This is a genomic window from Bacillus cereus group sp. BfR-BA-01350 (assembly GCF_022663775.1).
In the GTDB taxonomy this organism is placed as follows: Bacteria; Bacillota; Bacilli; order Bacillales; family Bacillaceae_G; genus Bacillus_A; species Bacillus_A paranthracis.
Window position 1 is genome coordinate 205224 of record NZ_JAKUGD010000007.1, and the last position, 22274, is coordinate 227497.

Genomic DNA, 22274 nt, shown 5'->3' on the forward strand with positions numbered 1-22274 from the left:
AAGGATGATCGGATGAGTTTTTTAAATAACAGTATTATTTATCATATTGCAATTATTTTATATGCTTGTAGCATTAGTTTATATTTTATAGATTATTTCCAAAGTAACCGAAAGGCGAACCGATTTGCTTTTTGGTTACTTTCGATTGTATGGGTTCTGCATTCTATTTTTATGTTGCTTAGAGCTACAGATTCAGAAACGAACCCCCTTTTAACCTTATTATCAGGCATTTATTTTTATGTTTGGTTATTGATTACGATGTCGTTAGTCATTAATCGATTTATGAGAATCGATTTTTTAGTCTTTTTTACAAATGTTGTTGCATTTGGCGTAAGCGCTTTTTCTATTTTTACACCGCTTGGAAAGATGTCGCCGGTACTTGCAGAGCAATTAGTTTCGGAGCTTGTATATGTACATGTCGGTATGGCTATTATTTCTTATGCAACTTTTACTGTATCGTTCATTTTTTCTATTATGTATTTATTACAATATCGCCTATTAAAAAAGAAAAAATGGAATGCGAGATTAAGAAGGTTAGGGAATTTACCGAAGCTAGAATCGATGTCTTACGGATTAAATTTATTTTCTGTTCCATTTTTCTTACTAGCTATTTTATTAGGATGCATATGGGGATATACAAAATTGGACAATTTTCATTGGTATGATACGAAAGTAATCGGGTCTTTTGTCGTTCTATTTGTATATTGTGCTGGCCTATATTTACGAGCGGCAGATGTGTTGCAAGGGAAGAAAATCGTGCAGTGGAACATCGGAGCATTTCTCGTAATGCTAATTAACATTTTTCTATTAAGCAGTTTATCCAACTTCCACTTTTGGTATTTATAATGAGGAGAGAAAATTATGCGCAAAATTATTGTAGGGTCACGAAAGAGTAAATTAGCATTAACGCAAACAAACTGGTTTATTGATCAGTTAAAAGCGCTAGGTTTACCATATGAATTTGAAGTGAAAGAAATCGTCACAAAAGGTGATGTTATTTTAGATGTTACTCTTTCAAAAGTAGGCGGAAAAGGTTTGTTTGTGAAAGAGATTGAACATGCGCTACTTACGAAAGAAATTGATATGGCTGTACATAGTATGAAAGATATGCCGGCCGTACTTCCAGAAGGATTAATGATTGGTTGTACACCAAAGCGTGTTGACCCTCGTGATGCTTTTATCTCAAAAAACGGAGCGTCGTTTAAAGAGTTAGCAGAAGGCGCTATTTTAGGTACGAGTAGTTTAAGACGTAGTGCACAGCTACTCGCTGCGAGACCAGACTTACAAGTGAAGTGGATTCGCGGAAATATCGATACACGTTTACGCAAATTAAAAGAAGAAGATTACGATGCAATTATTTTAGCGACAGCGGGATTACAAAGAATGGGCTGGGATAATGAAGTTATTACAGAACATTTAGATGAGACGTTATGTGTACCTGCTGTAGGACAAGGTGCATTAGCGATTGAGTGTCGTGAGGATGATAAAGATTTACTGCAGTTGTTAGCTCATATGAATGATGGAGTAACAGAAAAAACAGTGGCAGCAGAACGCGTATTTCTTCATAAACTTGAAGGGGGATGCCAAGTTCCGATCGCTGGATATGCAACTCTTACGGAAAACGATGCAATCGAATTAACAGCTCTTGTCGGGTCTATGGACGGTTCTGTTTTATTGAAAGAGACAGTAGTAGGAACTGATCCAGAGAAAGTAGGATTAGAGGCTGCGGACCGTTTAATTAAACAAGGCGCAAAAGAACTCATTCTTGCTGCAAATAAGGGGCAACGATAAATATGAACGCTCTCGCTGGCAAAACGGTATTGGTTACGCGTGCCCAGCATCAAGCAAAACAAATGAGTGTAGCGGTGAAAGAAAAGAGCGGAATTCCATTGGAAATTCCGCTTTTGCGTATGGAAGGTATGTCTCATAGGCAAATTCAACATATAGCAGGGCAGTTACATTCGTATGACTGGGTTATTTTTACGAGTAAAAATGGGGTAGCTTTTTTTCTAGATCGTTTGAGACAGAAGCTACCTGTAACGACTAAAATTGCTGCAGTAGGTGTGAAAACAAAGTTAGAGTTAGAAAAGCGGGGCTATCGAGTGGATTTTGTTCCAACTTCATTTGTTGCAGAAGTATTTGCAGAAGAGTTTGTAAAAAGATTAAGTGGAAACGAACGTATTTTATTTCCGAAAGGGAATTTAGCAAGAGACGTAATTCCAGTTGCGCTTCGTGAAATGGGTGTTTCTCTAGATGAGCTTATCGTATATGGTACGAAAGAAAATGTAGAGAAAAAGCAAGAGCTTATAAAAGCGTTAGAAGTAGGGAAAGTAGACATTATTACATTTACGAGCCCTTCCACTGTTACTAGTTTTGTTCGCTTACTTGAGGATACAAACTGGAGAGAATGGACAAAAAAATGTACAATTGCTTGTATAGGGCCTATTACGGAAAAAGAGGCGAGCCTTTATTTTCCGCATATTATTATGCCGAAAGAGTACACTGTAGAAGCATTACTACAATGTGTTTGTGAATCTATAAAATAAAAGAATGGGGATAGAAATCTATGAACTCTTTACAATTTAATCGTCATCGTCGCTTAAGACAAAGCGGGGGCATGCGTGCGCTTGTGCGTGAAACGTTTTTACATACGGAAGATTTTATTTACCCTATTTTTGTATTAGAAGGAGAGAATGTTCGTAATGAAGTGCCTTCTATGCCAGGCGTATATCAAATATCTTTAGATTTATTGCAAGCTGAAATGCAAGAAGTTGTTGATTTAGGTATTCGTTCTGTTATTGTATTTGGTTTACCTGCTGAAAAAGATGAAGTTGGATCATCAGCATATTGTGATCATGGAATTGTGCAACGTGCGATTCAGCAAATTAAAGGTGAATTCCCTGATCTAGTAGTAGTTGCGGATACATGTTTATGTCAATTCACAAGCCATGGTCATTGCGGTGTAATTGAAGATGGTATTATTTTAAATGATGAGTCTCTTGCAGTTCTTGCAAAAACAGCTGTAAGCCAAGCGAAAGCAGGAGCGGACATTATTGCGCCATCAAACATGATGGACGGATTCGTAACAGCAATTCGCCACGCATTAGATGAAAATGGTTTTGGACATGTACCAGTTATGTCGTACGCTGTTAAATATTCATCAGCATTTTACGGGCCATTCCGTGATGCGGCGCACGGTGCACCGCAATTTGGTGATCGTAAAACATATCAAATGGACCCAGCGAACCGCATGGAAGCATTCCGTGAAGCAGAATCAGATGTAATGGAAGGGGCAGATTTCTTAATTGTAAAGCCAGCTCTTTCTTACTTAGATATCGTTCGTGATGTGAAAAATAACTTTAATTTACCAGTCGTTGCTTATAACGTAAGCGGTGAATATTCAATGATTAAAGCGGCAGCGCAAAATGGCTGGATTAATGAAAAAGAAGTTGTACTTGAAAAATTAATTAGTATGAAACGTGCAGGAGCAGATTTAATTATTACGTATCATGCGAAAGATGCAGCAAGATGGTTACAAGAAGGAGGCGCTAAATAATGAAAAAATTTGATAAGTCGATTGCAGCGTTTGAAGAGGCCCAAGATTTAATGCCTGGAGGCGTAAATAGCCCAGTTCGTGCCTTTAAGTCTGTCGGTATGAATCCGTTGTTTATGGAGCGTGGAAAAGGCTCTAAAGTATATGATATCGATGGAAATGAATACATCGATTACGTATTATCATGGGGTCCTTTAATTCATGGTCATGCAAATGATCGTGTTGTTGAGGCTTTAAAAGCTGTTGCGGAAAGAGGTACAAGCTTCGGTGCCCCAACGGAAATTGAAAATAAATTAGCGAAACTTGTTATTGAGCGTGTTCCATCAATTGAAATTGTGCGTATGGTTAACTCTGGAACAGAAGCAACAATGAGTGCGCTACGTTTAGCTCGTGGTTATACAGGGCGTAACAAAATTTTGAAATTTATCGGTTGTTATCACGGTCATGGTGACTCGTTATTAATTAAAGCGGGTTCTGGTGTAGCAACGCTAGGTTTACCAGATAGCCCTGGTGTACCAGAAGGTGTAGCGAAAAATACGATTACAGTAGCGTATAACGATTTAGAAAGTGTGAAATACGCTTTCGAACAATTCGGTGATGATATTGCTTGTGTCATTGTAGAACCAGTGGCAGGGAACATGGGTGTTGTTCCTCCGCAACCAGGATTTTTAGAAGGTCTTCGTGAAGTAACAGAGCAAAATGGCGCATTGCTTATTTTTGATGAAGTAATGACAGGATTCCGTGTTGCTTATAATTGTGGACAAGGTTATTACGGTGTAACACCTGATTTAACTTGTTTAGGTAAAGTAATCGGTGGTGGATTACCGGTAGGAGCATACGGTGGTAAAGCAGAAATTATGCGCCAAGTTGCACCGAGCGGACCGATTTATCAAGCAGGTACTTTATCAGGTAACCCACTAGCAATGGCAGCAGGTTATGAAACGTTAGTACAGTTAACGCCAGAATCGTATGTAGAATTTGAGCGTAAAGCTGAAATGTTAGAAGCTGGCTTACGTAAAGCGGCTGAAAAACATGGCATTCCACATCATATCAATCGTGCGGGTTCTATGATTGGTATCTTCTTTACAGATGAACCAGTTATTAATTACGATGCAGCAAAATCTTCAAACTTAGAGTTCTTTGCGGCTTACTATCGTGAAATGGTAGAACAAGGTGTATTTTTACCGCCATCCCAATTTGAAGGTTTATTCTTATCGACAGCACATAGTGATGCAGATATTGAAGCGACGATTGCAGCGGCTGAAATTGCAATGTCAAAATTAAAAGCTTAATTGAATAAAAAAATCGCTCTCCGTAAGGGGAGCGATTTTTTTTATTCATAAAGTCAGCTTTCCGTACATAAATCTGTAATGACATATAGTTTGGGAGGGGGAAAAGAAGTGGCAACAGATCATTCATTACGTTTTTCATTAAAAGAATCTGTTTGGTTCCAAAAAGGACAGGAAGTCGAAGAACTTTTGTCAATTTCGTTAGATCCAGACGTTGAGATAGAAGAGCTTGATCATGAGGTAATTGTGAGAGGGCAATTAGATTTAACGGGAGAGTATGTTGCAAGGCAAGATGATTCAGCTTATTCATTAAGAGATCTATCGCCAGCGAAGTCCATTGATTATGTAGAAACGAGAGAAGATGGGGTTAATGAACTTGTTCATTCCTTCCCGCTTGAAATATCAATCCCAAGAAACCGTGTGAAAGTAATTGAAGAACTATATGTATCCATCGAGGAATTTGATTATGAATTAAAGGAAAATGGTTGCTTACAATTATTAGCGGATATATCTATTACAGGATTATGTGATGAAGAACGCATCGAGGAGGAAGAGGAAGAAACGGCGTATGCTGAGTTGGAAGTTGATTCAGCGCAAGAGGAGGAAAATAGACCAACGCCGCACGTAGAAGAACCAGCTTATAAGGAATCAGATGAGTGGGAAGATTACGCATTTGAACCGTTCCAACTAGAAGAAAGAAAAGAGCAGGAAGTAGAGGAAGAGGAAATAGAAGAACATGAATTTGTAGAGCGTGAAGAGGATATAGAAACAACGCCACAATTTGAATTGTTCGGACGAAAAGATTTCAAGAAAGAACACGCGAAAAAACAAGAAGAACAAGAAGAGGAAACGTATTCACAGCGAGATGAAAATGCACTTTATTTAACGAAATTATTTACGAAAGAACCGGAAGAAGAATTTACAAAGTTAAGAATGTATTTCGTGCAAGAAGGAGATACGATTGAATCGGTTGCAGAACGGTATGAAACATCTGTACAAAACTTATACCGCGTCAATCAAACAGAAGATATACATTTAACTACAGGACAAATTATTTATATTCCTGTTTCAAGAGCAAAAGCGAAATAAGTGAGTGTTTTCACTCACTTATTTTTCTAAAGGCTATGTTTTGAATAGAAAGGGTTATTCGTATGGATATGGAATTACGAAATCGCTATGAACCCATTGTAAGGCAATATAGATTGGATACGCAGCATATGGAAGAGCACGGAAGCGTAACGAAAATTTATACGAATCAAGGTCCATATGCGCTCAAGAAAATAGAAGGCAGGAAGTTAGAGCGGAATAATTTTCTGCACCATATTCAATATTTGAAGGAGAAAGGTTTTTCAAATTATGTACCTATATACCATGCGACGGACGGAAATTATATTTTAAGTGACGGTACGTATAATTATTATTTAATGCCTTGGTTAGAGCGTGCGGAAGGAAACGGTGAGGATAATGATCAATACCATAAAATGTTTCAGACTCTTGGAATGTTGCATCAAAAAACGGTAAAAGAAGAAACGTATACAGAAGAGGATTTAGAAAAACATTATACAAATATATCCGAGCGCTGGGAAAATGATGGCGAGATGCTAGAAGAGTTTCTTGTAGAATCGGAATCGAAGTGGTATATGTCTCCGTTTGAACTGCAATATTGTACGTATTATCATCATGTAATGAGGGCGCGTGAGTTTGCAACGAAGCAATTAAATGAGTGGAACGATGCGATGAAAGAAAAAGAGACAACACGCATTACTTTTGTACATGGTAACGTATCATTGAATCATTTTTTATTTGATTATGAACGGAACGGCTATTTTATTAGTTTAGAAAAATCGAAGTTTGCAACACCTGTGCAAGATATTGTAGGGTTTTATTCTCGGTCGTTAAACACATATCCAATTGCGCGAAGCGATCGGTTTGAATGGTATCAAATGTATCAAAAAAACTTCCCTTTTACGAAAGAAGAGCAACTACTCATGTTTGCGTATATGACGTATCCATCGCAATTTATTCGGCAAATCCAGTCTTATAAGAAAAGAAGAGAGCGTCGTAATGAGCAAAATGAACTTCTCGGAGTAAAGAGTTTGCAACAAGCGCATTGGCTCGTTAGTAATATAGAATATTTCCTTTCGCAATTACAAGCTGCCCAGCAAGGGAACGGATAAAAAGATAAGTAGAGGGTGCTACTTATCTTCTTTTTTTTACTCAAAAAGCTGTAGTATTAAATTTATCTTGACGAATAAGGTTTCGTTTTTTACACTATTGTATATAATAATTAACAATCATATAAATGCCTTGAAGGGGAAGAGTATAACAAGAAACGTCTTCAGAGAGGAGAATCATTAGCTGGGAGATTCTCTAGATAGTTATGTTAGAAGGTAGCCCTGGAGCATCTTTTCTGAACGGAATAGTTCTCATTAGGAAAAGACGGATTTGTCCGTTATCAAGTTAAGAGTATAAGCAAATTCCTGAATTTGTTTGTAAATAAAGGTGGTACCGCGATGTCCCTCGTCCTTTTTTGGATGAGGGGCATTTTTTATTTTAAGGAGGGAAAATAATGTCAAACACGGAAAAGAATTTACCAACTAAATATGATCATATGTCCGTTGAAGAAGGCCTTTATCAGTGGTGGCTAGAAGGCAAATATTTTGAAGCAACAGGAGACGAGAAGAAACAACCGTATACAATTGTAATTCCACCTCCGAACGTAACTGGTAAGTTACACTTAGGTCATGCATGGGATACAACACTTCAAGATATTTTAACTCGTACGAAGCGAATGCAAGGTTACGATGTATTGTGGCTTCCAGGAATGGACCATGCGGGTATCGCAACACAAGCGAAAGTAGAAGGAAAACTTCGTGAAGAAGGTATTTCACGTTACGATCTTGGCCGTGAGAAATTCCTTGAAAAAGCTTGGGAATGGAAAGAAGAATACGCTTCTCACATTCGTCAACAATGGGGGAAAGTTGGTTTAGGACTAGACTATTCTCGCGAACGTTTCACATTAGACGAAGGTTTATCTGATGCGGTTAATAAAGTATTCGTTCAATTATACGAAAAAGGCTTAATTTACCGCGGTGAATATATTATCAACTGGGACCCGGCAACACGCACAGCTCTTTCTGATATTGAAGTAATTCATAAAGAAGTTCAAGGTGCATTCTACCATATGAACTATCCGTTAACAGATGGATCTGGTCACATTCGTCTTGCAACAACTCGTCCAGAAACGATGCTTGGTGATACAGCGGTAGCGGTTCATCCAGAAGACGATCGTTACAAGCATTTAATCGGAAAAACAGTTACACTTCCAATCGTAGGCCGTGAGATTCCGATTATTGCTGATGAGTACGTAGAAAAAGATTTCGGAACAGGCGTTGTAAAAATTACACCAGCTCATGACCCGAATGACTTTGAAGTAGGTAACCGTCATGATTTACCACGTATCTTAGTAATGAACGAAGATGGATCAATGAACGAAAAAGCTGGTAAGTATAACGGCATGGATCGTTTCGAGTGCCGTAAAGCGTTAGTAAAAGATTTACAAGAAGCGGGCGTATTAGTAGAAATCGAGCCTCATATGCATTCAGTAGGTCATAGTGAACGTAGTGGTGCAGTTGTGGAACCTTACTTATCAACACAATGGTTCGTAAAAATGGCTCCACTTGCAGAAAAAGCAATTGAGCTTCAACAAAAAGAAGAAGAGAAAGTAACGTTCGTACCAGAGCGTTTCGAAAACACATATTTACGCTGGATGGAAAACATTCACGACTGGTGTATTTCTCGCCAATTATGGTGGGGACACCGCATTCCAGCTTGGTATCATAAAGAAACTGGTGAAGTATACGTAGGTACAGAAGCACCAGCAGATATTGAAAACTGGAATCAAGATAACGACGTACTTGATACATGGTTCAGTTCAGCACTATGGCCATTCTCAACACTTGGTTGGCCAAATGAAGATGCAGCAGACTTCAAGCGTTACTATTCAACAGATGCACTAGTAACTGGTTATGACATCATCTTCTTCTGGGTATCTCGTATGATTTTCCAAGGTTTAGAGTTTACAGGCGAGCGTCCATTTAAAGATGTATTAATTCACGGTTTAGTTCGTGATGAGCAAGGACGTAAAATGAGTAAATCTCTTGGTAACGGTATTGACCCAATGGAAGTTATCGAGAAGTACGGTGCAGATGCAATGCGTTTCTTCTTATCAACGGGAAGTGCACCAGGTCAAGACTTACGTTTCAGCATGGAAAAAGTAGAATCTACTTGGAACTTCATTAATAAAATTTGGAATGCATCACGTTTCGTATTAATGAATATGGATGACATGAAGTATGAAGAAATCGATTTAACTGGTGAAAAATCAGTTGCAGATAAGTGGATTTTAACTCGCTTAAATGAAACAATCGAAAGCGTAACACGTAACATGGATAAATATGAGTTCGGTGAAGCTGGTCGCTCATTATACAACTTCATCTGGGATGATTTCTGTGACTGGTACATCGAAATGGCGAAACTTCCTCTATACGGTGAAGATGAAGCAGCTAAGAAAACAACTCGTTCTATTTTAGCTTACGTATTAGATCAAACAATGCGTCTGTTACACCCATTCATGCCATTCGTAACAGAGAAGATTTGGCAACATTTACCGCACGAAGGCGAATCTATTACAGTAGCAGCGTGGCCAACAGTTCGCGAAGATTTACAAGATACAGAAGCTGCAGCAGAAATGCACCTTCTAGTTGATATCATTCGCTCTGTTCGTAACATTCGTGCAGAAGTTAATACGCCAATGAGCAAAAAAGTTCAAATGCAAATTAAAGCAAAAGATGAGGCTGTACTTGCTCAACTTACGAAAAACAGTTCTTACATTGAGCGTTTCTGTAACCCAAGTGAATTAACAATTCAAACGGATTTACAAGCGCCAGAAAAAGCAATGACTGCAATCGTAACGGGTGCAGAGTTATTCTTACCGTTAGCTGATCTTATCAATCTTGATGAAGAGAGAGCACGTCTTGAGAAAGAGCTTGAGAAGTTCGACAAAGAAGTAGAACGTGTACAGAAGAAACTTTCAAACCAAGGTTTCGTAGCGAAAGCTCCTGCAGCAGTTATTGAAGGAGAGCGTGCGAAAGAGCAAGATTACCTAGAAAAACGCGAAGCAGTTCGCCAACGTCTAGCAGATCTTGAGAAATAAAATGCTTTTTAGAGACTCACTATATTGGTGAGTCTCTTTTCTTTGCGTATAATAGGGTTATGAAGGTTGTTTTTTGAAAGGGGAAAGCATACGTGATACATACATACGAAGAAGCGATAGGGTGGATTCATAGCCGATTGAAGTTTGGTATTAAACCAGGATTAGAAAGAATGAGATGGATGCTAGAAGAACTCGGAAATCCAGAACGTCACATAAAATGTGTTCATCTTGCTGGTACAAATGGAAAAGGTTCAACGTTAACATATATGCGCTACATGTTAGAAAATGCAAAATATAAGGTAGGAACATTTACCTCCCCTTATATTGAAACATTTAACGAGCGTATTAGTGTGAATGGAACACCAATTGCAGATGAAGAGATTACTGAACTTGTAAAGATGGTAAAGCCAGTCGTTGAAAAACTAGATGAGACGGATTTAGGGGAAGCGACTGAGTTTGAAATTATTACTGTTATGGCAATTTGTTACTTCGGTAAAGTTAATTTCTGTGATGTTGTTTTATTTGAAACAGGGCTTGGAGGGCGCTTTGATTCTACGAATGTGATTCACCCAGTTCTCACGATTATTACGAATATCGGTCACGATCATATGCATATTTTAGGTAATACACTAGGGGAAATTGCATATGAAAAGGCGGGAATTATTAAGTCTGGTGTTCCGGTTATTACTGGTGTGCAAGATGAGGAAGCACTGCAAGTCATTCAAAAAGTTGCAAAGGAAAATCATGCAAATGTATACGAGATGGGCAACCATTTTACATCGTTACATAAACAGTCTAGCGAAGATGGAGAACATTTCGATTTCACTTGCCCTTTCGCCTCTTTTGAAGATGTGCGAATTTCAATGAAAGGCAGCCATCAAGTAGGAAACGCAGCGCTTGCACTTATGGCAGTCATGTATGTAAAAACATACTTATCATTTTTAATTGAGGAAGAAGAAATAAGAAGGGGATTACAGGAAGCGTATTGGGTGGGGCGCTTTGAAAAACTGCAAAGTAATCCGGATATTATTATAGATGGTGCTCATAACCCAGAGGGTATTGAAAGTCTTGTGAAAACGGTAGAATCACATTACAAAGATAAAAATGTAATAGTTTTATTTACTGCCCTTGGTGACAAACAATTGCACAATATGGTAGATCAATTAGAAACCATCGCCGATGAAATTATTTTTACAACATTCGCCTTTGATCGTGCTATTTCAGCAGGCGAGCTTGCATCGTATGCAAAGAAAGAGTCAAAATTAGTTTTTGAAAATTGGAAAGAGGCAATTGATACGAAGGTTGAAATGCTTGGAGAAAATGATGTTTTTATCATAACAGGTTCTCTTTATTTCATTTCGGAAGTTCGAAAATATATTCGCGAAAAAAACTAGATAGTCTTTGCTATCTAGTTTTTTTGTTCTACAAATGAAGTCAAATGCATACATATAAGATAAATATATAGGGTTATTTGGCGAATTCCTCTGACAAATATCTCGTTTTTTTGTGAAATGAATATGATATGATGCGGACAACGATAAGAGGTGAGGTGTGAGTGTATGGACAAGCAATCACGAACGATCTCAGTGAAAGTGAATGGAACAGAAGCGAAGTATGAGGAGAAGAAGAAAGATGAATTTGACTGGATGGTAGTAGAAAGTGAAAGGCCAAAAAATGTTGTTCCGTTTCAAAAATCGAAAGTAGCGTCTACGGAAAAAAATCGAAAGAAGTGGAGCAATACGTTAATTGCAATCGTTGCAACTGCAATTATTATTGGTACGGCGTTTGGGATGGGGATGCTACAGTTACTGAAAGGACAAGGTGCGACAGGAGGAAGCGAAGTAACAGCTTCGAAGCAGATGCGAAAGGAAGAATCAAAGGTGGGTGGAACGGCAGAACAAACACAAGCACCAAAAGAGGAAAAAACAAAAGCACAGACAGGAACGTCATTAGATCCAATGAAATTATTTTTTGTTCAAGGAGGAATCTATTCTTCTGAAGAAAAGGGACAGGCCGCTCTTGAAGAGTGGAAAGGTAATGGAGGTGTAGCAGCCTTAAAACCGAGCGGTGATAAGTATGCATTAGTTGTTGGTATTGCTAGCGATGAACAAGGCATAAACCAATTAATGACGCAGTATAAAAAAGATAATGTCTCCGTATTGAAAAAGGACTGGGATATAACAGATAAAGCGTTACTTAAAGATGATAAAGAAGTCGGGGCGTTTTTAACAAAAGTACAGCCATTATATACTCATTTAGCAAAATATGCTTCTAGCGTACAAGCTAGTGAAAAAAGTAATACAAAAGATATAGGTGCGATCGAAAAAGAGTGGAAAGCGATTGAAAAAGAAGGGAAAAGTATGAAGCAGGAAGAAGCGAAGAAATTGTATATGTATACGTCGGTAGCTGTGCAAACAGTGAAGGACGGAAAAGATGATAAGGAATCTTTAGCGAAATTAAATCAAGTTATCATTGATGGTATACTTTCATACGAAAAAATTGTTTCACAAAAGGTGAAATAATAGGATAATGAAATGACGAAGGAAGAAGTGTAGAGGCTTCTTTCTTTTCTTTTGAATTTAGAGTAAAGTGCTTTCTCTATGACAGGAATATAATCGTGTTTTAGTAAGGAAGTATTATTTTGTTTAGAGAAAATAATATTTCTTTTATTTGTGGACAAACTATTCCTTTGATACGATTGATATAAATGATTCTGCTTCATGTGAGAAAGGAAGGAGAAAATATGAAAAAAATTATTTTAGCTTCAGGATCACCTCGCAGGAAGGAATTGCTTGAGTTAGCGGGTGTACCATTTGAAATTATTGTAAGTGAAGTAGAAGAAACGATTGGTGCGTATTCATCGCCTTCTGATATTGTTATGTCCCTTGCCCTGCAAAAAGCATCTGCGGTAGCAGAAAATAACAGTGATCATATTGTGTTAGGTGCAGACACAATTGTTACATATGAATCGCGTATTCTTGGAAAGCCATCTAATGAGGCTGAGGCGAAAGAAATGTTGCAATTATTATCAGGAAAAACACATGAAGTGTATACAGGTGTTGCAATTATAGCAAAGGACAAAACAGTCACTTTTTACGAGCGTACAGAAGTTACGTTTTGGGAATTAACAGAAGAGGAAATTGACACATACATTGCATCAAAAGAGCCTTTGGATAAAGCAGGAAGTTATGGGATTCAAGGTAAAGGATCTATTTTTGTTCAACATATTCAAGGGGACTACTATAGTGTAGTTGGATTACCAATTTCACGTCTTGTTCGGGAATTAAAACAATTTAATATTGATGTAACCCATGCGTAAAATTGCATGGGATTTTCTTTGAGAGAACAAATAAAGGGGTGGAGAAATGAACGGTATTCGTGATGTTGTCAAAGAAGAACAGCCACGGGAGCGTTTATTGTTAGAGGGAGCTGGAAGTTTATCTAATCGGGAGCTTCTTGCAGTGTTACTGAGAACAGGTTCTAAAGAAGAAACCGTTTTAAAGTTATCGGATAAAATTTTGCATCATTTTGATGGTTTACGTATGTTGAAAGACGCAACGCTAGAAGAGTTAGTGAGTATACATGGTGTTGGAGTTGCGAAGGCATCACAGCTCATCGCTGCTTTTGAACTCGGTAGAAGAATGGTACGTTTAGAATATCAAAATAGATACAGCATTCGAAGCCCGGAAGATTGCGCCACATACATGATGGAAGAAATGCGCTTCTTGCAGCAGGAGCATTTTGTATGTTTATATTTGAACACAAAGAATCAAGTCATACATAGGCAAACGATTTTTATCGGAAGTTTAAATACTTCAATTGTACATCCAAGAGAAGTTTTTAAAGAAGCGTTTCGCCGTGCAGCAGCCTCTATCATATGTCTTCATAACCATCCCTCAGGAGACCCAGCGCCGAGCCGAGAAGATATTGAAGTAACAAAACGCTTAGTAGAATGCGGCCGAATTATCGGAATTGAAGTGCTTGACCATATTATAATAGGTGACCATAAATTCGTGAGTTTAAAGGAAAAAGGTCATATTTAAGACTATGCTTTTTACTTATTTTGTTTTATAATGTGATTTATGAGTTTTTTGTAGAAAATTATCTACAAAAAGGATAAAGATATAAAAAACGTACTGTTTTTATAATATAAAGTAAGAAAAAATGAGTCCGTGAAAACAAGAAAGGAAGATAAATAATATGTTTGGATTTGGTGGCTTTACTCGCGATCTTGGAATAGACTTAGGAACTGCGAACACGCTTGTATATGTAAAAGGAAAAGGTGTAGTGTTACGTGAACCTTCAGTAGTAGCGTTACAAACTGATACGAAACAAATCGTTGCTGTAGGTAGCGATGCAAAACAAATGATTGGTCGTACACCAGGAAACGTTGTGGCACTTCGCCCGATGAAAGACGGTGTAATTGCTGATTACGAAACGACAGCAACAATGATGAAATATTACATTCAACAAGCTCAAAAATCAAATGGATTCTTCTCACGTAAACCATACGTAATGGTATGTGTACCATCTGGTATTACAGCTGTAGAAAGACGTGCAGTAATCGATGCGACTCGTCAAGCTGGTGCTCGTGATGCTTATCCTATCGAAGAGCCATTTGCAGCAGCAATTGGTGCGAACTTACCTGTTTGGGAGCCAACTGGTAGTATGGTTGTTGATATTGGTGGCGGTACAACAGAAGTTGCAATCATTTCTTTAGGTGGTATTGTAACAAGTCAATCAGTTCGTGTTGCTGGTGATGATATGGACGATTCAATCATTCAGTACATTAAGAAAAGCTACAACTTAATGATCGGTGAAAGAACAGCTGAAGCATTAAAATTAGAAATCGGTTCTGCAGGCGAGCCAGAAGGTATCGAGCCTATGGAAATTCGCGGTCGTGATTTAGTAAGTGGTTTACCAAAAACAGTGCTAATTCAACCAGAAGAAATTGCAGATGCATTAAAAGATACAGTAGATGCAATTGTAGAATCTGTTAAAAATACGTTAGAGAAAACTCCACCAGAATTAGCGGCAGACATTATGGACCGTGGTATCGTATTAACAGGTGGCGGAGCATTACTACGTAATTTAGATAAAGTAATTAGTGAAGAAACAAATATGCCAGTTCTTGTTGCAGAAGATCCATTAGATTGCGTAGCAATTGGAACGGGTAAAGCATTAGATAATATCGATCTTTTCAAAACTGCTGCTCGATAATATTGCAAAATAAAAATCAATGAAATTAAGAGGGTGTGAACGTGCCACAGTTTTTCTTAAACAAAAGATTAATTGTTTTGTTAGTTAGTATTATTCTTCTCGTGGCATTGATTGGAATCTCATTGAAAGAACGGAACAGTTTAACATGGCCAGAGCAGTTTGTTAAAGACACTGTCGGTGTTGTAGAACGTGTATTCCAAAAGCCAGCGAAATACGTAGCTGGATTCTTCGAAAATGTAGAGGATGTAAAGCGCACGTATGAAGAGAATAAAGAATTAAAAGCAAAATTAGACAATTATGCAGGTCTATCAGGGAAAGTAAAACAATTAGAAGATGATAACAAGAAGTTACAAGAGTTAACGGGTAAAGATAAGTTAAATAGCGGTTATACTGAAATTCCAGCGACTGTTGTTTCTCGTAATCCAGATAAATGGTACGATTTAGTTGGACTTGATAAAGGGGCACAGCAAGGAATAAAAAAAGATATGGCTGTATTAACTCCACAAGGTTTAGTGGGACGAGTGAAAAGTGTATCTCAGTTTACATCATCAGTAGAATTGTTAAGTTCTATGAGCCGAACAAATCGTGTTTCTGCTATCGTACAAGGGAATGAGAAAATCTTTGGATTGATTGAAGGTTACGATAAAGAAAAGCACTTACTTCTTTTCACAAAGATTGGTTCTGATGCACCGGTAGATAAGGATCAACTAGTTGTAACATCTGGGCTCGGTGATATTTTCCCGAAAGGTCTTGTAATTGGAAAAATCGTTGAAGTTCAGCAGGATCCATACGGTTTAACAAAAACAGCTTATGTAAAGCCAGCCGCTGATTTAAATGACGTAGAGCATGTTGTAGTTGCGAAACGTGAAACGCCTTCAGCGCCATTAGAATAGGAGGGGGAGAAGAGATGATGAAGATTTTAAAAAGAGCAGCTCTTCCTCTTTTGCTCCTTTTTGCTTTTTTATTTGAAAATATGTTTGCTACTATTGTTCCAACAGAGGTTTTTTGGAAAGACAGTATAGCATCACCTCATTTCTTTATCATTGTGTTATGTTTTATTACTGTGTACTATAGTCCGGTCCAAGGGATTTATTACGGACTATTATTTGGTTTCTTATTTGATACCGTATACACGGAACTTGTTGGTATATATATTTTTGCGTATCCGATTTTAGTTTATTTAGTTTATAGTGTGATGAAGGTACTACAATTGAATTTATTTATTGTTACTTCTATCGTACTAGCTAGCATAGTAGCATTAGAGTATTATGTGTATGGATTTTTAACTTTGTTAGGACGTACTCATATGTCGGCGTATGTCTTTTTCACAGATCGTCTCCTGTCTACTTTATTGCTAAATGCAATTTTCTTATTGATAGTTTGTTTCCCACTGAGACGATATTTAGTGCGTCTTTCAAAAGCGATGGAAGAAAAAGAAAAAAGGATTTTCTAATTTTATGTCGAATTGAATCGGTGGGGTGAACTTTAGTGGAAGAAAAAAAGCAACAAAATGTAACAATAAAAGGGACAAAAGACGGAATAACCCTTCATTTAGATGATTGTTGTTCATTCTCTGAATTATTGAAGGAATTGGATGAAAAGCTTTCTACACATTACTATGATGGTGATGGACGCTCTTTAATTGAAGTGCATGTGAAAGTAGGAAACCGTTATTTAACAGAAGTCCAACAAGAAGAGATTCGTACGTTAATTCGTAATAAAAAGAATCTCGTTGTGGATTCGATTGAAAGTGATGTTATAACGAAAGAGGAAGCAATAGCTTGGAAAGAAGAAACAGAAATCGTCCCTATTTCCAAAATTGTTCGCTCTGGACAAGTTTTACATGTAAAAGGAAATTTATTGTTAATTGGTGATGTTAATCCAGGCGGAACGGTTATCGCTGGGGGGAATATTTTTGTCGTAGGATCATTAAGAGGAATTGCACATGCGGGGTATTATGGGGATTCAGATGCTGTAATCGCTGCATCTGTTATGAACCCGATGCAACTTCGAATTAGTGATGTGGCAATGCGGGCTCCGGAAGAGAAAGAAGACGGAGCGGAGGCGGCAGAATGTGCATATATTAATGAGAACAATCACATTGTTGTCGATCGACTGCAACTTCTCACTCATCTTAGACCTAATTTAACAAAGTTAGAAAGGGGAATTGTATAGCTGTGGGAGAGGCAATAGTAATTACATCTGGAAAAGGCGGTGTAGGTAAAACTACAACGTCTGCGAACATTGGGACAGCCCTAGCGTTATCTGGAAAGAAAGTGTGCTTAATTGACACAGATATCGGTCTTCGAAACTTAGACGTAGTAATGGGGCTGGAAAATCGTATTGTATTTGATCTTGTTGATGTCGTTGAAGGGCGTTGCCGTTTACCTCAGGCTCTTATTAAAGATAAACGTTTTGATGATCTTTATTTATTACCTGCAGCACAAACGAGTGATAAATCAGCGGTAACACCTGAACAAATGGATGAATTAATACAAGTATTACGTCAAGATTATGATTACATATTAATTGATTGTCCTGCGGGGATTGAGCAGGGATTTAAAAACGCGGTAGCTGGTGCGGATAAAGCAATTGTTGTTACGACGCCAGAAGTATCCTCAATGCGCGATGCGGATCGTATTATCGGGCTTTTAGAAAAAGAGGATATTGAACCACCGAAACTTGTTATTAATCGTGTGCGTAGTCATATGCTTCATGAACAGGATATGTTAGATGTTGATGAAATCGTACGTACATTGTCAATCGAGCTTCTTGGTGTTGTCGAAGATGATGATGAAGTTATTCGTGCTACAAATACAGGTGAGCCTGTAGCGTTGCAACCGAGCGGAAAAGCAGCGTTAGCTTATCGTAATATTGCAAGACGTTTGTTGGGTGAGAATGTCCCATTACAAGCATTTGAACAAGAAAAGGTATCGGTATTTACAAAGATGAAAAACTTCTTTGGAATCCGTTAAAAGCACTTCGCATATTTGCGGAGTGCTTTCTTTTTCTTCACACGAATATCTTTCTTTCCTAGCTCATACATATGTACAAACTGTATACAACTGTTTCTATGTAAATTAGCTGAACGAAAGAAGGGAGACAGTATGAAGAATAGACGTGTAGAAGAAATTAAAAAACGGATTGCGAAAAGGAAGGCAGAGCAAGAAAGGATGGAGGAAGAGCAGTATTTTGCTGGAGAGAATTTTGATAGTGAAACAGTATTTATTGAAGATGGAGAAAAGGAAATTCATCCTTTATTTCGAAAAGAAGTATTTTTCTTCAAAGTATTGTTATCAGCAATATTAGTTCTTTCTGTCGCTATTTTATATAAGAATGCACCTTCTTCTTTTGACGGTGCGAAAGCTGTTACAGAAAAAGTGATGAAAGAAGAATTTCAATTTGCTACTGTAGCGAAATGGTACGAAAAACAGTTTGGAAAACCTCTCGTGTTCTATTCGCCTAATGAGAAAAAAGAAGGGACCATTCAGCAAAAAGATTATGCAATTCCTGCTTCCGGAAAGGTGATGCAAGGGTTTCAAAAAAATGGCCAAGGTGTATTTGTTCAAACAGCTACAAATGCAACTGTTGAGTCAGTGAATGAGGGGCTAGTTGTTTTTGCAGGAAAGAAAGAGGAACTTGGTAATACAGTTCAAATTCAGCATGCAGATGGCACGGAGTCATGGTATGCAAATTTAAATGATATGTCAGTGAAATTATATGATTACGTTTCAAAGAAACAAAAAATTGGAACGGTGAGTAATGATACAAACGACAAAAATGGTAAGTTTTATTTCGCAATAAAAAAGGATGAAAAATTTATTGACCCGATTCAGGTGATTTCATTTGATTAAATATAGAGAGGTTTTAACGAAAATTTCAGTGCATCCGTTGTTTTGGGTTATTATTGTCATTGGTATTTTTACGGCACGTTTTAAAGAGTTACTATTGTTATTTTGTATCGTTCTTATCCATGAACTCGGGCATGCTTTTGCAGCAGCACACTATAATTGGCGCATCAAAAAAATTCAACTTTTACCGTTTGGTGGTGTAGCTGAGCTTGAGGAGCATGGGAATAAGTCATTGAAAGAGGAGCTTGTTGTCGTAATTGCAGGACCTATTCAACATATTTGGATGATGGCGATAGGCTATATGTTGTTTGAAGCTGGTTGGCTTCATGCGGAATTATATTATTTCTTTATGTGGAATAATATAATTATTTTAGCATTTAATTTACTACCTATTTGGCCGCTTGATGGTGGAAAAGTATTGTTTAACGTCTTATCATATCGTTTTCCTTATTTACAAGCACATGAAAAGATGATGAAATTATCATGTGTTTTTTTTAGTGTCATACTAGTGTGGCAGTTACTTTGGAATAGTAATAATATTATGATGTGGGTACTGCTTATATTTTTAGCGGTGTCGTTATATCAAGAATGGAAACAAAGACGATATGCCTTTATGCGTTTTTTATTAGAACGTTATTATGGGAACAAAAGAGGAATTGAAAAGATTGCACCAATTGAAGTGAAAACAGAAGATCGTTTATATACAATCTTCACAAAATTTCGTAGAGGATATAAGCACTCTATTATCGTCCATGGGAAATATAAAGAACATTACACATTGGATGAAAATGAATTGCTTTATGCGTATTTTACTGAAAAACGAACAACTTCATCTGTTGAAGAATTAATCGGTTAGTGTTGACGTTAGCACTAACCTTTTATTATTGTAAAAGCAAAGAAGATTATAAAGTGAGGAAAGAATTTTGAAAACGTTATATATAAACTATACTGGATCGGAAAAACGCGTTGCAATTGAAGAGAAGAAGAAAATTGTTGAGTTTTTATGGAAACGAAATGAAGAACAAGAGATTGTTGGGCATATTTATGTTGGACGTATCGTAAGAACGATTGCTGGAATGAACGCAGCTTTTGTAAATATCGGTTTAGAAAAACATGCGTATCTTTCGTACGATGATGTACCATCTTCTTATCGAATACATGAAGGACAAGCGGTACTAGTACAAGTTGTAAAAGAGGCAATTGATACGAAAGGGCCGAAATTGACAGCAAATATAGAATTTACCGGGAAATATGTCGTTTATATGCCCTATGATGAAATGCGTGCGGTTTCTCGGAAAATAAAAAACAATAAAAGAAGGCAACAACTACTCCAAATTGAAGTAGAAGGGACAGGAGGTTATATTTTTCGCTCTGCTTCTGAAAAAGGAGAAATTGAAGAAATACAAGCTGAAATGCAAAGATTACAGCAGTTATATGAAGAGTTAAAAAGAAAAGAGGGCCAAGGAAAGGCACCGTTACTACTTCATCGACCGGCAACTTTTTTAGAACGTGTATTTCAAGAAAATCCAATTGAAACGATTGAAAAAGTAGTTGTAGATACAAGGAGTATAGTAAAAGAATTAGAAGAAAAGGTCGGTAAAGAGAAAGTATCTTTTTATAACGAAAAATCTTCCCTGTTTAACCATTTTGGCATAGAGCGTGAGATTGAGAAAGCACTTCAAAAAATTGTTTGGCTCCCAAATGGTGCTTATTTAATTGTGGAACAAATGGAGACGATGACTGTAATTGATGTGAATACGGGTAAGTTTACTGGAAAACAGAATTTACAAGATACAGTCCTTCGTACAAATGAAGTAGCAGCTGAAGAGATAGCGCGTCAATTAAGACTCCGTGATATCGGTGGTATGATATTAATTGATTTTATTAATATGAAAAGAAGAGAAGATAAAGAAAAGGTAAGAGAATGTCTCGTGGCTGCTATGCAAAATGATCGTACATATACAAGGGTACTCGGGTTTACAGAGTTAGGGATTTTAGAGATGACACGTAAACGTAAGAAACATTCTTTACGCGACGTATTACTAGAAGAGTGTGCACCGTGCAAAGCGACAGGTTATGTCATGTCATATGAAACAATTGCGTATGAGCTAGAGAGAGAGCTAATTACATATGGCAATATAGAAGATGAGGCAGTATTAATCTCTGCACCTAAAGAACTGCAAAAACAATTTTTGCAAAAAGAATTACAAAAAAATATTCCATTTGAAATTTATTTCAAAGATGATATGATCGAAAAGTATGCAATTATCCGTTTTGGAAGTAAAAAAGAAATTGTAGAACGGAAAAAATAGTTAGTAGAACTTTCATTGACAACCGTCTATGATTCATGATAACATCTTTATGTTATAGTTTATAGCACCTAAACGGCTATATGCTACAACCGCACAAGACAGGTTCCCTAAAGGCATGTATGTCTACCTCGTTTTTGGCGAGTCTTAGTAATTAAGAGGAGGTGCAAGTATGTACGCAATTATCGAAACAGGTGGAAAACAAATTAAAGTTGAAGCTGGTCAAGCAATCTACATTGAAAAATTAGATGTTGAAGCTGGTGAAACTGTTACTTTTGACAAAGTTCTTTTCGTTGGTGGCGAAAACGTTAAAGTTGGTAGCCCAGTTGTAGAAGGTGCAACAGTTACTGCGAAAGTTGAAAAACAAGGTCGCGCTAAGAAAATTATCGTTTTCAAATACAAAGCGAAAAAGAACAATCGTAAGAAACAAGGTCATCGTCAACCTTACACTAAGCTAGTTGTTGAAGCTATCAACGCTTAATCCAGGTTAACATGATTAAAATTACGATAAGTCGCACGAAATTAGGAAGTATCCAATCATTTAAAATGACTGGACATGCCGATTATGCGCCGCATGGACAAGATCTTGTCTGTGCCGGAACTACAGCGGTTGTGTTTGGTTCTATAAATGCAGTGGAAGAACTTTGTAATGTGCAGGCAACTATTGAACTCGGAAGTGATGGCGGATTCTTAACGTATGAATTGCCTAATGATTTAGACGTTCATGCAGCAGAAAAAGCACAAACGCTTTTAGAAGGATTGGTTGTTTCGCTTAAGACGATCGAACTTGATTACGGAAAGTATATCCGTTTAATAGAAAAAGTGCAGGAGGTGTAA

At 37.4% G+C, this 22274-nt stretch carries 22 protein-coding genes and 2 other annotated features; all 22 genes read left to right on the forward strand.

The window, feature by feature from the left end:
* The first annotated feature begins 12 nt into the window (after positions 1-12).
* Positions 13-846, forward strand: a complete 834-nt coding sequence (locus tag MR147_RS17170) for a cytochrome C assembly family protein (protein ID WP_000008996.1) — start codon at positions 13-15, stop codon at positions 844-846.
* A gap of 15 nt (positions 847-861) precedes the next feature.
* Positions 862-1791, forward strand: coding sequence for a hydroxymethylbilane synthase (hemC, locus tag MR147_RS17175; RefSeq protein WP_074607662.1), 930 nt, complete (start codon positions 862-864; stop codon positions 1789-1791).
* A 2-nt stretch (positions 1792-1793) separates the two neighbouring features.
* Positions 1794-2546, forward strand: a complete 753-nt coding sequence (gene hemD / locus MR147_RS17180; protein ID WP_242304580.1) for a uroporphyrinogen-III synthase — start codon at positions 1794-1796, stop codon at positions 2544-2546.
* A gap of 20 nt (positions 2547-2566) precedes the next feature.
* A complete protein-coding gene (hemB, locus tag MR147_RS17185; RefSeq protein ID WP_001087058.1) occupies positions 2567-3556 on the forward strand; it encodes a porphobilinogen synthase in 990 nt (329 codons plus the stop codon).
* On the forward strand, positions 3556-4845 hold the full coding sequence (gene hemL, locus MR147_RS17190; protein ID WP_000712928.1) for a glutamate-1-semialdehyde 2,1-aminomutase: 1290 nt from the start codon (positions 3556-3558) through the stop codon (positions 4843-4845). The genes hemB and hemL overlap by 1 nt, the downstream gene beginning before the upstream one ends.
* A 108-nt stretch (positions 4846-4953) precedes the next feature.
* Positions 4954-5931: a stage VI sporulation protein D gene (gene spoVID, locus MR147_RS17195; protein WP_074607665.1), complete on the forward strand. Its 978-nt coding sequence runs from the start codon at positions 4954-4956 to the stop codon at positions 5929-5931.
* 62 nt (positions 5932-5993) lie between these two features.
* Positions 5994-7019 carry a spore coat protein YsxE gene (ysxE, locus tag MR147_RS17200; RefSeq protein ID WP_242304582.1) on the forward strand — a complete coding sequence of 342 codons (1026 nt, stop codon included), beginning with the start codon at positions 5994-5996 and terminating at the stop codon, positions 7017-7019.
* A gap of 121 nt (positions 7020-7140) precedes the next feature.
* Positions 7141-7373 (forward strand) — a binding site (T-box leader).
* 38 nt (positions 7374-7411) lie between these two features.
* Positions 7412-10057, forward strand: a complete 2646-nt coding sequence (locus tag MR147_RS17205; protein WP_242304583.1) for a valine--tRNA ligase — start codon at positions 7412-7414, stop codon at positions 10055-10057.
* 92 nt (positions 10058-10149) lie between these two features.
* Positions 10150-11451: a bifunctional folylpolyglutamate synthase/dihydrofolate synthase gene (locus MR147_RS17210; protein ID WP_074607669.1), complete on the forward strand. Its 1302-nt coding sequence runs from the start codon at positions 10150-10152 to the stop codon at positions 11449-11451.
* Between the two features lie 165 nt (positions 11452-11616).
* Positions 11617-12579: a stage II sporulation protein B gene (locus MR147_RS17215; protein WP_074607671.1), complete on the forward strand. Its 963-nt coding sequence runs from the start codon at positions 11617-11619 to the stop codon at positions 12577-12579.
* Between the two features lie 221 nt (positions 12580-12800).
* Positions 12801-13376, forward strand: coding sequence for a Maf family protein (locus MR147_RS17220; protein ID WP_074607673.1), 576 nt, complete (start codon positions 12801-12803; stop codon positions 13374-13376).
* A gap of 46 nt (positions 13377-13422) precedes the next feature.
* Complete coding sequence (gene radC, locus MR147_RS17225; protein ID WP_074607675.1) at positions 13423-14100, forward strand: DNA repair protein RadC; 678 nt, start codon at positions 13423-13425, stop codon at positions 14098-14100.
* Between the two features lie 157 nt (positions 14101-14257).
* Positions 14258-15277 (forward strand): cell shape-determining protein MreB, encoded by a 1020-nt coding sequence (mreB, locus tag MR147_RS17230; protein WP_000466737.1) that lies wholly within the window; start codon positions 14258-14260, stop codon positions 15275-15277.
* Between the two features lie 41 nt (positions 15278-15318).
* Positions 15319-16170 (forward strand): rod shape-determining protein MreC, encoded by an 852-nt coding sequence (gene mreC / locus MR147_RS17235; RefSeq protein WP_001135483.1) that lies wholly within the window; start codon positions 15319-15321, stop codon positions 16168-16170.
* Positions 16171-16184: 14 nt separating this feature from the next.
* Complete coding sequence (gene mreD, locus MR147_RS17240) at positions 16185-16730, forward strand: rod shape-determining protein MreD (protein WP_000975746.1); 546 nt, start codon at positions 16185-16187, stop codon at positions 16728-16730.
* Between the two features lie 35 nt (positions 16731-16765).
* Positions 16766-17452, forward strand: a complete 687-nt coding sequence (gene minC, locus MR147_RS17245) for a septum site-determining protein MinC (protein ID WP_000391517.1) — start codon at positions 16766-16768, stop codon at positions 17450-17452.
* Between the two features lie 2 nt (positions 17453-17454).
* Complete coding sequence (gene minD / locus MR147_RS17250; protein ID WP_000503310.1) at positions 17455-18252, forward strand: septum site-determining protein MinD; 798 nt, start codon at positions 17455-17457, stop codon at positions 18250-18252.
* A gap of 132 nt (positions 18253-18384) precedes the next feature.
* A complete protein-coding gene (spoIVFA, locus tag MR147_RS17255) occupies positions 18385-19131 on the forward strand; it encodes a stage IV sporulation protein SpoIVFA (RefSeq protein ID WP_000797462.1) in 747 nt (248 codons plus the stop codon).
* Positions 19124-19984: a stage IV sporulation intramembrane metalloprotease SpoIVFB gene (gene spoIVFB / locus MR147_RS17260; protein WP_074607677.1), complete on the forward strand. Its 861-nt coding sequence runs from the start codon at positions 19124-19126 to the stop codon at positions 19982-19984. The genes spoIVFA and spoIVFB overlap by 8 nt, the downstream gene beginning before the upstream one ends.
* Positions 19985-20051: 67 nt before the next feature.
* Positions 20052-21440 (forward strand): Rne/Rng family ribonuclease, encoded by a 1389-nt coding sequence (locus MR147_RS17265; protein WP_074607678.1) that lies wholly within the window; start codon positions 20052-20054, stop codon positions 21438-21440.
* Positions 21441-21517: 77 nt separating this feature from the next.
* Positions 21518-21595 (forward strand) — a sequence feature (ribosomal protein L21 leader region).
* 14 nt (positions 21596-21609) lie between these two features.
* Positions 21610-21918: a 50S ribosomal protein L21 gene (gene rplU / locus MR147_RS17270; RefSeq protein ID WP_000270907.1), complete on the forward strand. Its 309-nt coding sequence runs from the start codon at positions 21610-21612 to the stop codon at positions 21916-21918.
* An 11-nt stretch (positions 21919-21929) separates the two neighbouring features.
* Positions 21930-22274, forward strand: coding sequence for a ribosomal-processing cysteine protease Prp (locus MR147_RS17275; RefSeq protein WP_001973720.1), 345 nt, complete (start codon positions 21930-21932; stop codon positions 22272-22274).

What these genes read in the sequence shown, in the direction of transcription:
- radC (WP_074607675.1), top strand. Translation starts at nt 13,423, where the DNA reads ATGAACGGTATTCGTGATGTTGTCAAAGAAGAACAGCCACGGGAGCGT.
- rplU (WP_000270907.1), top strand. Translation starts at nt 21,610, where the DNA reads ATGTACGCAATTATCGAAACAGGTGGAAAACAAATTAAAGTTGAAGCT.
- mreB (WP_000466737.1), top strand. Translation starts at nt 14,258, where the DNA reads ATGTTTGGATTTGGTGGCTTTACTCGCGATCTTGGAATAGACTTAGGA.
- ysxE (WP_242304582.1), top strand. Translation starts at nt 5,994, where the DNA reads ATGGATATGGAATTACGAAATCGCTATGAACCCATTGTAAGGCAATAT.
- hemD (WP_242304580.1), top strand. Translation starts at nt 1,794, where the DNA reads ATGAACGCTCTCGCTGGCAAAACGGTATTGGTTACGCGTGCCCAGCAT.
- spoIVFA (WP_000797462.1), top strand. Translation starts at nt 18,385, where the DNA reads ATGAAGAATAGACGTGTAGAAGAAATTAAAAAACGGATTGCGAAAAGG.
- MR147_RS17275 (WP_001973720.1), top strand. Translation starts at nt 21,930, where the DNA reads ATGATTAAAATTACGATAAGTCGCACGAAATTAGGAAGTATCCAATCA.
- MR147_RS17170 (WP_000008996.1), top strand. Translation starts at nt 13, where the DNA reads ATGAGTTTTTTAAATAACAGTATTATTTATCATATTGCAATTATTTTA.
- hemL (WP_000712928.1), top strand. Translation starts at nt 3,556, where the DNA reads ATGAAAAAATTTGATAAGTCGATTGCAGCGTTTGAAGAGGCCCAAGAT.
- MR147_RS17220 (WP_074607673.1), top strand. Translation starts at nt 12,801, where the DNA reads ATGAAAAAAATTATTTTAGCTTCAGGATCACCTCGCAGGAAGGAATTG.
- MR147_RS17215 (WP_074607671.1), top strand. Translation starts at nt 11,617, where the DNA reads ATGGACAAGCAATCACGAACGATCTCAGTGAAAGTGAATGGAACAGAA.
- mreD (WP_000975746.1), top strand. Translation starts at nt 16,185, where the DNA reads ATGATGAAGATTTTAAAAAGAGCAGCTCTTCCTCTTTTGCTCCTTTTT.
- hemC (WP_074607662.1), top strand. Translation starts at nt 862, where the DNA reads ATGCGCAAAATTATTGTAGGGTCACGAAAGAGTAAATTAGCATTAACG.
- hemB (WP_001087058.1), top strand. Translation starts at nt 2,567, where the DNA reads ATGAACTCTTTACAATTTAATCGTCATCGTCGCTTAAGACAAAGCGGG.
- MR147_RS17205 (WP_242304583.1), top strand. Translation starts at nt 7,412, where the DNA reads ATGTCAAACACGGAAAAGAATTTACCAACTAAATATGATCATATGTCC.